The sequence below is a fragment of the Bradyrhizobium sp. USDA 4011 genome (assembly GCF_054063415.1).
Genome location: NZ_JBSSGG010000001.1, coordinates 8,241,648 through 8,254,103, shown reverse-complemented (window position 1 = coordinate 8,254,103; position 12,456 = coordinate 8,241,648). Strand labels below are relative to the sequence as shown.

The following is a 12,456-nucleotide window of genomic DNA, read 5'->3' as shown; positions in this document are numbered from 1 at the left end:
CCTCATTTGAACGCGATCTTCATGCCCGCGACGAACGCCCGCGGCGATCCGGCATAGATCGAGCCGGTGGTGTTCGCCAGTACGCTCGCAGGATTTTGAACGCCCGCCGCCGTCACCGAATCGGCGATGTTGTTGGCCGAGGCGATGTAGGTTCGATCGAACACGTTCCGCACCTCGAGATACAGATTCAGCGACTTGAAATAGTCGGAGATCAGATCGGTCTTGTAGTGAACGTTGAGGTTGACCAGCTCGTAACCCGGCGCCCGCAGCAGATTGGCGTTGTCCATGTAGAAGCCATCCTTCCACTGGACTTCGACGAAGCCGCCAAGCCCCTGCAACGGACCCGACGGCTGGTCGTAGCCAAGCCGTGCCGTCAGCTCGTTCGGCGAAATGCCGGGAATCTTGTTGCCGACCCGATTGAATGTGAAGCGGCTGATGCTTTCCGTGTAGTCGGTATATACTTCGTCTAGATAGGTGTAGGCCGCCGTGAGCCGCCACCCCTGATAAAAGCCCCATTGAGCGGCGAGCTCAACGCCGCGATGTTCCGAGCGCGGTGCGTTGAAGGTGTATGTAACTCCCGCCACAGGCGTCGCCTGAGAAACAAGTTCATTGTTGAAGAATTCGTAGAAGGCGGTGGCGCTGACCTTCACGCTCTTGTTGGGCGACCAATCCGCGCCGAGGTCGTAACCGAGGTTGGTCTGGGTTTTGAGCGACGTGTTGTTGCCCGATGACCCACTCGGCAGAACGAACAGATTGCTGACCTGCGGCGTGCCGTAGCCGGTCGCCACGCGAGCACGTAGCTGCCATTCGTTGTCCGGCTTGTAGACGAGCGCGAACTCCGGCGCAGTGTTGGTGAACACAGGTGCCGCTTGCGTCACGGTCGCTCCCACGATTGCGGGATTGTTGATGACCGGATAGGACAGCGCAGTGTTGACACCGTTTAGTGTGGTCGTTTCCCAACCGATCCCAGCGATCGCCGTCACCGATGGAATCAGCTTGATTTCTTCCCGCGCCCGGACGCCATAGTTGGTTGTCGATTGGTACAGCCTGCTCTGTGGCAGTCCGAGTGTCGCATTGCCTGCGGACGAAACGTTCCAGGTCGTACCGGTCGTCGTGAGGGTGTTGTACCAACCCCCGACCATCGTGGTCGAATCCATTCCGAACAATTCGCCGCGCTTGGTCAAATCGCTCATGAAATTGTACGACGGATAGTCACCCAGCGCGCTAGTCGATCCCGTCGGCTGATTGATGTTCCGGTCGTCGAAGACGAATTGGTTGCGCCACGTAGTCGTGTTGTCGAAATCGTGTTCCCAGCGGCCCCCAACGATCGTCCGGCGGTCATCTCGGCCGAGGCCAGCTTGAAGCGCAGTCTCGGTGGATTTGGTTCCGTTAAAGCCGTTGTTGAACAGAGAGACGGTTCCGCATCCCGCCGCGGCCGTAGCGCCGGTGGTGCAGCCCTGCTGGAACGGATTCTGGTAGAACTGATTGAGCGACGAGCGGATCGGCAGGCGCGTCGTCAGATCGTTGTTGATCAGTTTGAACGTGAAACGGTCGTCCGGCGTCGCCTGCAGGGTGCCGAGGAAATTGACTGTCTGGGTATTGAACCAGCTGTTGCCGATATAGCCGTCGCCACGCGCGTCGCTGGCGAACAGCGAGCCCTCGAAGTTCCCGACCTTCTTGCCTGCGGCCAGATAGTTGTTGAGATAACCGAAGCTGCCGCCGTCGACGCCGTATTCGACGCCGTCGATCGTGCCGCCCGGCCGGGTCCGGAAATTCAGCGCGCCGCCGGTCGCATAGTTGCCGTAGAGCGCCGATGATGGCCCGCGGATCACGTCGATCGCGCCATAGGCGCGCGGATCGATCAGGTCGCTGCGAGACAGGCCGTCCGGCTGAGTGACCGGAAAGCCGTCGTCGAAGATCACGAGATTCCGGATGCCGAAGCCATTGCGTGCATTCGACCCGCGGATCGAGATGCCGAAATCGCGCGGGCCGTTGCCCTGCTTGATCGAGATGCCCGGACTGTCGCGCAATACGTCCGCCACCGAGAAGGCCGGCCGATTCTCGAACTGGCTGCGGTCGATGGTGGTTTGCGTCTGACCGGCGGGCGCCTGGTTCAGCCTGTCCCGCGCCGCGCTGGGCGTGATGCGCTGCGCACGGCCGGCCGCCGCCACGGCCAAGGGCGCCAGCGGCCTTGCGGGCCGCCGGGCGGCAACCGCGTGGATCTTCGGCTTGGACCTTGCCGGTTTCGGTCGCGCGGCCTGCGGCGCATCGACCGTGACGGACGGCAGGGTCGTCTGGGCCTCTGCCCAACTTGTTAGCATGGAAAGCCCGACGCCCAGCGTAAGCGCACTGGCTCCGGCCCGCGGATGAAATCGAAACATGAATGAATCCTGACACCGGCTCTGCGGCCGGCTTGCTCTAAGGCACTCGCCGGCGCGCGACGCGCACCGGCAGCGAAAACGTCGTCAGGAAAAAACCGGCGGCGCGCGGGCTTGCGCGGAGAGGCGCGCCTGCCAACGATCGAATTCGCCCGCGAAATCAAGCCAGGCGATGCGCGTTGAAGGCCGCTCGACGGCCTGAGCCGTCGTCTCCGGATGATCAACGGGCGCACCGGTCTGCAGCACGCTGCATGCCGAGCAGCAGCCGTCATGGGCATCATGACCGGTCTGGTCACCCTGCCCGCCTCCGGAGCCGGCATTGCCATGGCAGATGGTGGCGGCCGCGAGCGGATCTGACGCAGCAAGGCTCGTCGCCCAGCAGGCCCCGATCGGTGCGAAAATCTGCACCAGCAGGGCAACCAGAACTATGGGCAGAAGAATCTTCAGCCGCCGGCGCATCGCAAAACCCATCCCGGACGGAACTAACCACCTCAGCCGTCGGAAGTCGAGATCATCGACATCCCTCGTTTCTTCCGGCTGACGGAAATTGCCGGGCGTGATACTTGCGTCACGGCCGCTCCACAGGCCTTTGTATCCCCTTACCCCGTCACGTGTTTTCGGCTCACTTTCGCAACCGCCGGTGGCACCATCCCAATCATTTCGCAGATTGCTCGAAATTTGAACGATCGTTGCCGAAAATGATGACAAGGCTGGAAAGATAGTCTACCAATTCGGGCTCAGGCCAGCCGCGAGGTGTGTCCTGGTGGTCCAAGTCTCGGGAGGAGCCCGACGCGCACAAGCAGCGTCACCCCATCAATCAAGATCAAACCGAATTTTTGGGGCAAATAGGGTCGACACAATTTTTGGAGCAGGGCTTAGAGCCCTGCTCTTTTTTTGTGTGATGATCGCGAAGCACTATGACTCCATCATCGAATCCAATCGAGCGCAGTTTTGAACTCGCAGCAGCGGCTTGCGATGATCTGACGCCGTTGGTGTACCAGCGCTTGTTTCGCGAACATCCCGAGGCGCAGGCGATGTTTCGCACCGAAGGCAGCGAGCCGGTGAAAGGCTCGATGCTGGCGCTCGCGATCGAAGCGATCCTCGATTTCGCGGGCGAGCGCCGCGGACATTTTCGCCTGATCGAATCCGAGGTGTTCTCGCATGATGCCTGCGGCACGCCGCGCGAATTGTTCGTCGCATTCTTTGCCGTGATCGCGGACTGCTTGCGCGACATTCTCGGTGAGCAATGGTCTGACGCGATCGATGCTGCGTGGCACAAGCTGCTCCGCGACATCGAGGCCATCGTGCTGCAATAGAAGCATCTCGTGGACGCGAAGGCGTAGCGTCACCGTTCCGATTGTGACACACTCCCTTTATCCGCGGCGCGTGCAACTGACGCCGACGGTCAGAAAAACGAAGAGGGAGCAAACAATGCCAGGGACCGACAAGGGGATGGACAAGGCGTCGACGACGCGGCGCGACCTTCTGCAATTGGCGGCGGCAGGCGGAGCCGCGGCCGGCCTGTTCGGTGGAATGGGCGTGACGTCCGCGCTCGCGGCCGAAATGGGACGTTCGGAAAAGCCGCTGAAGGCCGCGTTCTCCAACGCCGGACTGCAGGCGACGTGGTGCGCACAGGGCAAGCAGGCCGCCGAGTTCTGGGGCAAGCTGTTCAATGTCGAGGTGACCTGGTTCGACGGCCAGCTCGATGCCGTCAAGCAGCGCGCCGCGATCGACAACATGGCCTCGCAGAAATGGGACTTCGTCGCGATCCAGGCGTTCGGCATCGGCACGCTGACCCAGCCGGTGCAGAAGATGATCGACGCCGGCACCCCCGTGATCGACATGGACACGCTGATCGCGCCGCTCGACCAGATCAACGTCCATTCGTTCCTCGCCCCCGACAACGAGTTCATGGGCGCCTCGGTGACGCAGGCGCTGTGCAACGCGATCGGCGGCAAGGGCAAGGTCATCATGACCCAGGGCGCGCTCGGCCACACCGGCGCGCAGGGCCGCGCCAAGGGCTTCAACTCCGTCGTCAAGCAGTTCCCGAACATCGAGGTGCTGGATACCCAGCCCGCCGACTGGGACGTCTCCAAGACCGCCCGGCTCTGGGAAACCTATCTGACGAAGTATCCGCAGATCGACGCGGCGTTCTTCCACAATGACGACATGGCGCTTGCCGCCGCCAACATCATGAAGGCGCACAACCGCACCAACATCCTGATCGGCGGCGTCGACGCCATGCCGCCGGCGATCCAGGCGGTCAGCGAAGGCCGCATGTTCGCAACCGTACGCAATCCGTCCTGCCGCATCCATGGCGGCGCGATCGTGGCGGGCGTCGCGGCCGTGGTCGGCGGCGAGAAGAGCGGCCAGGGCATTCCGAAGAACGTCGTGACCGATGGTCCCGTCGTGACCAAGGCCAATGCTGCCGGCATGCAATGGATGGAGGATCACTTCCTGATCTGAGCGGTCTCCATGTCGCAGGGACGCTCCCCGATCCTCGAATTGAACCAGATCACGAAGGCCTTCGGCGGTGTCGAAGCCCTTCGTGGGGTCGACTTCGCGCTGCACGCCGGCGAGATCCACGGTCTCGTCGGCGAGAACGGCGCCGGAAAAAGCACGCTAATGAAGATCATCGCCGGCGTGCACCCGGAGTACTCCGGCCGCTTCGTGCTCGACGGCAAGGAAACCCGCTTCCGCTCCACCCGCGACGCCCACGCCGCGGGTATCGGCATGGTGCACCAGGAGCTCAGCGTCGCGCCTGATCTCACCGTCGCCGAGAACGTCTTCCTCGGCAACCAGCCGACCAACCGCCTCGGCTTCGTGCAATGGCGGCGGATGGCCCGCGAGGCCGGCGAGCAGCTGTCCCGGTTTGGCATCGACGTCGATCCGATGACGCGGCTCGGCGACCTGCCGATCGGGCTGCAGCAGCTGATCGAGATCGCCCGCGTGCTGTTCTCCGGCGCGCGCATCATCATCCTCGACGAGCCCACCTCCGCCCTCTCCCCGCCCGAGGTCGAGCGCCTGTTCACGACGCTGCACAGGCTCCGGGACGAAGGCACCAGCATCGTCTTCATCTCGCATTTCATCGAGGACATCCTGCGGGTCTCCGACGTGGTCACAGTTTTCCGCAACGGGCGGAAGATCGCCGAGACCGCATCCACGGACACCACCAAGGGCGCGCTGATCGAGGCCATGATCGGCCGCGGCGGCGAGGCGCTGGAGCACAGCTACACCGATGACCTGATGCTCCCGCAGCCGGGTGGCGGTTCGACGGTGCTGAAGGTCGATCAGCTCTCGCTCCGCCGCAGCCTGCAGGAGGTCTCGTTCGAGGCTCGCGCCGGCGAAGTGCTCGGCATCTACGGCTTCATGGGCTGCGGCCAACTAGAGCTGTCGCGCATCCTGTTCGGCAAGCTCCGACCGGACGGCGGAACGCTTGTCGTCGATGGTGCAGCCAAAACCTTCCGCAGCACCGCGGCGGCGCGCCGGGCCGGCGTTGCGCTGGTGCCGGAGAGCCGCCGCGCCATGCTGTTCCACCAGGAGCCGGTCTACAAGAATATCTCGATCAGCATCCTCGAGCGGATCTCGGCGCTGCTTCTCAAGCCGGTGCGCGAGCGCGCCATCGCCCAGCGCCAGGTCGAGCAGTTGCAGATCAGGCCGCCGGTGGTCGGCCTCGATCTCGGCATGCTCTCCGGTGGTAACCAGCAGAAGGTGGCGCTGGCGAAATGGCTCACCTACCCGCCGCGCCTCCTGGTGCTGTGCGAGCCGACCCGCGGCATGGATGTCGGCGCCAAGAACGACGTGATCAACATCGTGCGCGACCTCCGCGCCAAGGGACTGGCGATCATCGTGCTGTCGACCGAGCCGGAAACGGTGCTGTCGCTGGCCGACCGGATCCTGGTGCTCAAGCGCGGTGCGGTGGTGCGCGAATTCGCCGGCGAAGCGGTCAGCAAGGATCGGCTGCTCGAGGCGGCCTAATGGAGTAGCATGATGGCAAGCAGTGACAGCGCGACGAGCCCGGCCGATCACCAGCGGCCGCGCGGGCTGGCGCCGTTCCTGCGCTCGCAGATGCGCAACATCGCGCCGTTCCTGACGCTGATCTTTCTCAGCGGCTTCTTCGCGATCGCAAGCCCGTCCTTTGCGACCATCGACAATCTGGGCAATATCCTGACGCAGGTGTCGGTCACCGGCATCATCGCGGTCGGCCTTACCTTCGTGATCCTGTGTGCCGAGATCGACCTGTCGATCGCCAGCATCGCCAACGTCACCGGCATTGCCGTGGCCTATTTCACGTTGCAGGAATCCTACGTCAACATCGCCAATATCCCGATGCCGGGCTTTGCCGCAATCCTGCTGGCGCTGGCGCTGTGCGCGCTGCTCGGCCTCGTCAACGCGCTGGGCCTGACCGTGATCGGCATCCCCTCCTTCATCATGACGCTGGCCATGATGCAGATCGCGGCCGGCGTCTCGGCGCTGCTGGTCCGCGGCCAGATCGCCTACAAGGTGCCGCCGCTGATCACGACGCTCGGCTCGGGCTCGATCGGCGGCATCCCCTGGATCGTGATCGTCGCCGCGGTGATGCTGCTCAGCGGCCATCTGGTGCTGACCTACACGCGGTTCGGCCGCTACGTCTACATGGTCGGCGGCAACCGCGAGGCCGCCGAATTTGCCGGTCTCAACGTCAAGCTCATTCTCGGCAGCGTGATGGTGATCTCGGCGGTGTGCTCGGGGATCGGCGGCATGCTCGGCGTCGCGCATTTCGGCAGCGCGCAACAGAACGAATTCGATACTTACCTGCTGGATTCGATCGCGGCCGTGGTGGTCGGCGGCACCAGCCTGTTCGGCGGCCGCGGCGGCATCGGCAACACCATCGTCGGCCTGTTCGTGCTCGGCGTGCTCAACAACGGCCTCGACCACGTCAACATCGACAGCTTCCTGAAGATTCTGATCCGCGGCCTGATCCTGCTCGCGGCGCTGATCATCAACGTCTACGCGCAGCGGCTTCGGGAGCAGACGGCGGAGTGAGCTTGCCGAGGCCAGCTCAGATGGTGATGGAGGCGCTCATCCTCTCCAGTTGTCGATATCGTGGCAGATCCACCGCTGTCGTCCTGGCGAAAGCCAGGACCCATACTCCGCAGCAGGAGTTGTGAATGGGATTCGTCGTTCCAGCGTCACACAAAACGATCATTTGGGGTAATGGGTCCCCTGGCTTTCACCAGGACGACGATGAGTGTGGGGAGGCAGCTTCGCGTTCTCGCAGCAGCGCAGCGTAACCCGCCAATGTTGCTCCGAACGCGGCTCATCGACTGGTGATGGATCGGCGGCGGGTTACGCCTTCGGCTAACCCCCTACATTCCGCGCGTCCAACTACCTGGCAAAATCCGGCTGCCAGTGACGCAGCTCGCGCGCGGCGTAGGTAACGGTGCCGATCGTCGTGCAGGACGCTGCTTCCAGCATCATGTTGCGCGCGAGCTTGAGGGCCCGTGCCTCGCAGGTCGCGCGCTGCTTGTCGTCCGCGATCCATTCGAAATCGATGTTGTGCGCGAGGCCAAGGATGCGCCGGATGGTCTTGGCCGCAGCAAAGCCGACCGTGTCCTGGAACAGCTGCGCCATGTAGGCCTGCCTTTCGGCTTCCAGCCGCGCGGCGCCGGCCTCGCCCGCGAACAGCGACACCGGATAGCCGTCGCCCTTCGCCTCGCTGCGCCACAGCGCGAGAAACTTGCGCGAGAACTCGGTCCAGACGCCCTCGATGGTTTCGAGCACCCAGGCCTCGAATGTTGCGCGCTCGCCCGGCGTGCGTTCATGGCCGGCGGAGGCCAGATAGGCCATCAGGAGATTGCCGATTACGGCGCCGATGTCGAAGCCCATCGGGCCATAGAAGGCAAACTCGGGATCGATCACCTTGGTCTCGCCGTCGGTCACCATAATCGAGCCGGTGTGCAGGTCGCCGTGCAGCAACGCCTCGGGGCTCGCCATGAATTTCAGCTTGAGCCTGGAGATCGCGACATGGAGGTCGAGATCCTCGCGAAACGCCGCCGCCGTCGCGTCGAGATATGGCGCGGTCCAGCGGTTCTGCTCGGCGATGCGATAGGGATCGGTGAAGATCAGGTCCTCGGTGATCTTGCAGAGCGCGTGGTTGCCGGCGAAATCGGCAATCCCCTGTTTCTTCTCCGCGGCCGACAACGCGAGATCGGACGTGAAGAACAGCGTCTGCGCCAGGAAGGTCGAGATATCCTCGACAAAGCGCGGATAACGCGTGGCGCCGATCAAGCCCCTGCGCATGATGATGTGCGGCTCGAGCAATTGCATCGCGGTGAGCGCAAGCGGCGCGTCATGATGCAGCACCTCCGGCACAAGCTTTGGCGCCAGCCGCGCCTGATGCACCAGCGCCAGATGCTCATAATGCGCCCGCGACAGCGGCAGCGGCCAGCTCTCGCCGACCAACCGCACGTAAGGCAGCGCTTGCTTGACGGCGATGCCGCCCATGCTGCCCTTGACGATGAAGACAAGGTTGAGATTGCCGTCACCGACCTCACTTATCGACCAGTCGGCCGGCGCCGCGCCAAGCTGCGTGACGATGGCCGGAAGGCCCGCGAGATAGTCGCGCAGATCGGCCTCGCGTAGGATTCGATAGGCGCTCTGCCCGGAGCCTGGTTGGGCCTGCAGGTTCATCGTCGTCTCCTCCGCCTGTTGGCGAGGCGAGGTTGATCCCCGCTCCCGCTATCGGGCCTTTGCGGCCTCTTCTGCGTCAGTTGTGGAACTCCGGCATCCCCATCAGCCTCGAGAGCCGATCGACCGAGAGGTAGCCGGCATAGTAGGCCCACATCCCGATCGTGAAGAATACGGCGGACAGCAGCGTGGTCCACAGCAGCTTGCGGCCCATACGCGCCAGGATCGGCGCGCCGGGATCGGTGCCGGGCGCGCCGACGCCGTCCTCGTGCTGGCTGCGAATGCCGAACGGCAGCGTCAAGAACAGCACGAGCCACCAAAGGACGAAGTAGATCGCAAGCCCGGTGGAGATCTGGTACGCCATGTGGGCTCAGGCCTGTTCGATCTCGACCAAGGCGCCGGAAAAGTCCTTGGGGTGGAAGAACAGCACCGGCTTGCCGTGCGCGCCGATCTTCGGCTGGCCGTCGCCCAGCACCCGCGCGCCCTCGGCGATCATGCGGTCGCGGGCCGCGATGATGTCGGGCACGTCGTAGCAGACATGGTGGATGCCGCCGTCGGCGTTGCGCTCGACGAACTTCGCGATCGGCGAGGCCTCGCCGAGCGGCTCGATGAACTCGATCTTGGTGTTGGGGAGCGTCACGAACACGGTGATGACGCCATGCTCCGGCAGCGGCACCGCATCGGAAATCTCGGCATTGAAGGCCGCGCCGTAGATCTTGGCGGCCTGCCTGGCGTCCTTGACCGCGATGGCGACGTGATTGAGGCGGCCCAGCATATCTCTCTCCCTTTGTCGTTGCGCACGCCTTGAAGGTGTATGTCAGACCGTCAGTACGTGCACGACGCAGATCGGCTTCTTGCCCCACTGCTCGTTCAGCGCGGCCCGCACCGCACGGCGCACCGATTCCCCGAGTGCGTCCGGATCGCGGCGCCGCGGCCGGGGCAGGCCCTCGATCGTCGATACCACGACATCGAACACGATGTCGTCGAACAATTCGCCCGCGGCATTTTTCTCCGGCATGCCGACGAGATCAACCTCGGGATCGTCGACCATCTCGCCCTGCGCGGTCATGGCGATTGCGACGAAGGCGCAGCCGGCAAAACCCATCCGCCGCCGCTCGACCACGGCGCGCGACTTGGAATCCTCAAGAATGGTTCCGTCCTTGTAGAGCCGTCCCGACGGCACTTCGCCGACGATGCCGGGATCGCCGGGCCCGAGCTTGACGAGGTCGCCGTTGCGGCAGGTCAGGACCTTGGGGACGCCCGCGGCACGTGCCAGCTTGGCGTGCTCGGCGAGATGCAGCGCCTCGCCATGCACCGGAATCAGGAGCTGCGGCCGCACCCAGGAGATCATGTCGCGCAGCTCGTCACGGCGTGGATGGCCGGAGACGTGCACCAGATGCTCGCGGTCGGTGATGATTTCGACGCCCTGCGTCACCAGCCCGTTGATGATGCCGCCGACCGCCTTCTCGTTGCCGGGAATGGTGCGGGAGGAGAAGATCACGGTGTCCCCCCGGTTCAGGGTCACCTGCGGATGGTCGTCATTAGCGATCCGCGCCAACGCGGCTCGGGGTTCGCCCTGGCTGCCGGTGCACAGCGCCAGCACCTTGTCGGCCGGGAAATGGCCGTAATAGTCTGCGCTGCGGAACTTGTGCGAGCCGTCGAGATAGCCGCATTCGCGCGCGACCTGCACCACGCGCTCCATGGCGCGGCCGACCACGACGACCTCGCGATCGGCAGCGTTCGCGGCGTCCGCCACCGCCCTCACGCGGGCGACATTGGAGGCGAAGGTGGTGACTGCGACCCGGCCCTTGGCTGCCTTGACGAGCTTCTTGATCGTCGCGGCAACCTCGGTCTCCGAGGGCGAGCGCCCGTCACGCACCGCGTTGGTGGAATCGCCGACCAGCGCCAGCACGCCTTCGTCACCGAGCTCGCGCAGCCGCCGCTCGTCGGTCGGCAGGCCGATGATCGGGGTCGGATCGATCTTCCAGTCGCCGGTATGCAGCACGGTGCCGACATCGGTCTTGATCGCCAGCGCGTGCGATTCCGGAATCGAATGCGCGACCGGGATGAACTCGACATTGAACGGGCCGATATCGACGCGCCCGCCGGACGGGATCACCGTGATCGGGATCTTCGGCGGATTGCGCTCGGCGGCGCATTTGGCCTCGAACAGCGCCGCGCTGAACTGCGTCGCGTAGATCTTGCAGCCGAGCTTCGGCCAGAGATCCATGATCGCGCCGAAATGGTCCTCATGGGCGTGCGTCAGCACGAGGCCCATCAGATTGTTGCGCTCCTTCTCCAGGAAGCGGACATCCGGCATGATCAGGTCGATGCCCGGCAGATGCTCTTCGTCGCCAAAGGAGACGCCGAGATCGACCGCGAGGAACGAGCGCTGGTGCCGGTTGCCGAGCCCATAGATCGACAAATTCATGCCGATCTCGCCGACGCCGCCGAGCGGTGCAAAGGTAAGCTCGTCAGGTCGCGCCATCAGTTGGCCCTCACTGTGGCTGCGGTGCCGAAATAGACCTCGCCGGCCGTTACGGGCAAGCGCTGCCCGGCCGCGGTGCGGACGATCAGGCAGCCGGTGTCGTCGATGGTGTCAAAGGTACCTTCAACGGTCGCCATGCCGGTCTGGACCGCGACCTTGTCGCCGAGGCCGGCTGCGCGCTCCAGCCACAGCCTGCGGATATCCGGAAAGCCGCGGCCATCGTCCCAGATGCCGCGAAACTCGACCCAAGCATCTGACAACGCCACAAACAGCTCTTCCGCACCGATCTGGATGCCGAGCGCAGCGAGCGATACCGCTGGCGTCGGCGTACCCTCGGGCGCCGCAATGACGTTGGTGCCGATGCCGACGACGACTGCAAGCCGGTCGCCGACCGCCTCGGCCTCCAGCAGGATGCCCGAGAGCTTCCTGCCGTTGGCCAGGACGTCGTTCGGCCATTTCAGGGTGAATTTCGGGCTGTCCGGCCCGAGCCGCAGCGCCGCCTCGATGCCGACCTTCCGCAACGCGGCTTCGAGCGACAGCCCAGCGGCAAAGCCGAGCGTCGCGGCAACCGCAGGTTGAACGTCGGTCACCTCGAGAATGCTGCTGGCGAGATTGCCGCGCGGTGCGACCCAGACCCGCTGACGGCGTCCGCGGCCGGCAGTCTGCTCCGGCGTCACGAACCACATCGGCCCGCGTTCGCCATCGCGGGCGCGCAGCATCGCCTCGGCATTGGTCGAGCCGATCTGATCGAAGGCGGCGAGCTTATAGCCCGCCGCAATGGCCCGAGGTCCGAGCGTGAAGTTCATGTTAAGGTTATGCGCATGATCCGGTCCGAAAGCCAGCCTCCGTGTCCGGAATCATACGCGTCAGGGCCGCGTGATGCGGCCCTGAGTTGTTTTTTTGACGCGTTTTCTTCACGCG

Annotated in this window: 11 protein-coding genes; 4 read left to right on the top strand and 7 right to left on the bottom strand. The window is 64.3% G+C overall.

The window, feature by feature from the left end:
* Positions 1-2: 2 nt before the first annotated feature.
* Together ACVW1C_RS39235 and ACVW1C_RS39230 are read right to left on the bottom strand one after the other, a co-directional pair.
* On the bottom strand, positions 3-2,321 hold the full coding sequence (locus ACVW1C_RS39235; protein ID WP_456762791.1) for a TonB-dependent receptor family protein: 2,319 nt from the start codon (positions 2,319-2,321) through the stop codon (positions 3-5).
* Between the two features lie 144 nt (positions 2,322-2,465).
* Positions 2,466-3,086: a DUF2946 domain-containing protein gene (locus tag ACVW1C_RS39230; RefSeq protein WP_456762790.1), complete on the bottom strand. Its 621-nt coding sequence runs from the start codon at positions 3,084-3,086 to the stop codon at positions 2,466-2,468.
* A gap of 209 nt (positions 3,087-3,295) precedes the next feature.
* Between ACVW1C_RS39230 and ACVW1C_RS39225 the strand changes: the two genes are divergently transcribed.
* From ACVW1C_RS39225 to ACVW1C_RS39210, 4 genes are all read left to right on the top strand, one after another.
* Positions 3,296-3,694: a globin gene (locus ACVW1C_RS39225; protein ID WP_456762789.1), complete on the top strand. Its 399-nt coding sequence runs from the start codon at positions 3,296-3,298 to the stop codon at positions 3,692-3,694.
* Between the two features lie 115 nt (positions 3,695-3,809).
* Positions 3,810-4,844: a sugar ABC transporter substrate-binding protein gene (locus ACVW1C_RS39220; protein ID WP_420964200.1), complete on the top strand. Its 1,035-nt coding sequence runs from the start codon at positions 3,810-3,812 to the stop codon at positions 4,842-4,844.
* Between the two features lie 9 nt (positions 4,845-4,853).
* Positions 4,854-6,356: a sugar ABC transporter ATP-binding protein gene (locus tag ACVW1C_RS39215; RefSeq protein WP_456762788.1), complete on the top strand. Its 1,503-nt coding sequence runs from the start codon at positions 4,854-4,856 to the stop codon at positions 6,354-6,356.
* Between the two features lie 12 nt (positions 6,357-6,368).
* A complete protein-coding gene (locus ACVW1C_RS39210; RefSeq protein ID WP_456762787.1) occupies positions 6,369-7,403 on the top strand; it encodes an ABC transporter permease in 1,035 nt (344 codons plus the stop codon).
* A gap of 342 nt (positions 7,404-7,745) precedes the next feature.
* Here ACVW1C_RS39210 and mtnK read toward each other — a convergent pair whose 3' ends face one another.
* The 5 genes from mtnK to ACVW1C_RS39185 form a co-directional block, all read right to left on the bottom strand.
* Positions 7,746-9,050 (bottom strand): S-methyl-5-thioribose kinase, encoded by a 1,305-nt coding sequence (gene mtnK / locus ACVW1C_RS39205; RefSeq protein WP_456762786.1) that lies wholly within the window; start codon positions 9,048-9,050, stop codon positions 7,746-7,748.
* 76 nt (positions 9,051-9,126) lie between these two features.
* A complete protein-coding gene (locus ACVW1C_RS39200; protein ID WP_456762785.1) occupies positions 9,127-9,411 on the bottom strand; it encodes a DUF1467 family protein in 285 nt (94 codons plus the stop codon).
* A gap of 6 nt (positions 9,412-9,417) precedes the next feature.
* Entirely contained in the window at positions 9,418-9,822 is a 405-nt protein-coding gene (gene mce, locus ACVW1C_RS39195) for a methylmalonyl-CoA epimerase (protein WP_456762784.1), read from the bottom strand.
* A 42-nt stretch (positions 9,823-9,864) separates the two neighbouring features.
* A complete protein-coding gene (locus ACVW1C_RS39190; RefSeq protein WP_456762783.1) occupies positions 9,865-11,535 on the bottom strand; it encodes a ribonuclease J in 1,671 nt (556 codons plus the stop codon).
* Positions 11,535-12,341, bottom strand: coding sequence for a biotin--[acetyl-CoA-carboxylase] ligase (locus ACVW1C_RS39185; protein ID WP_456762782.1), 807 nt, complete (start codon positions 12,339-12,341; stop codon positions 11,535-11,537). The genes ACVW1C_RS39190 and ACVW1C_RS39185 overlap by 1 nt, the downstream gene beginning before the upstream one ends.
* Positions 12,342-12,456: the final 115 nt, after the last annotated feature.

Excerpts from the sequence above, each read along its gene's own strand:
- ACVW1C_RS39235 (WP_456762791.1), bottom strand. The coding sequence starts at position 2,321 with ATGCTAACAAGTTGGGCAGAGGCCCAGACGACCCTGCCGTCCGTCACG.
- ACVW1C_RS39225 (WP_456762789.1), top strand. The coding sequence starts at position 3,296 with ATGACTCCATCATCGAATCCAATCGAGCGCAGTTTTGAACTCGCAGCA.
- ACVW1C_RS39220 (WP_420964200.1), top strand. The coding sequence starts at position 3,810 with ATGCCAGGGACCGACAAGGGGATGGACAAGGCGTCGACGACGCGGCGC.
- ACVW1C_RS39215 (WP_456762788.1), top strand. The coding sequence starts at position 4,854 with ATGTCGCAGGGACGCTCCCCGATCCTCGAATTGAACCAGATCACGAAG.
- ACVW1C_RS39210 (WP_456762787.1), top strand. The coding sequence starts at position 6,369 with ATGGCAAGCAGTGACAGCGCGACGAGCCCGGCCGATCACCAGCGGCCG.
- mtnK (WP_456762786.1), bottom strand. The coding sequence starts at position 9,050 with ATGAACCTGCAGGCCCAACCAGGCTCCGGGCAGAGCGCCTATCGAATC.
- ACVW1C_RS39200 (WP_456762785.1), bottom strand. The coding sequence starts at position 9,411 with ATGGCGTACCAGATCTCCACCGGGCTTGCGATCTACTTCGTCCTTTGG.
- mce (WP_456762784.1), bottom strand. The coding sequence starts at position 9,822 with ATGCTGGGCCGCCTCAATCACGTCGCCATCGCGGTCAAGGACGCCAGG.
- ACVW1C_RS39190 (WP_456762783.1), bottom strand. The coding sequence starts at position 11,535 with ATGGCGCGACCTGACGAGCTTACCTTTGCACCGCTCGGCGGCGTCGGC.
- ACVW1C_RS39185 (WP_456762782.1), bottom strand. The coding sequence starts at position 12,341 with ATGAACTTCACGCTCGGACCTCGGGCCATTGCGGCGGGCTATAAGCTC.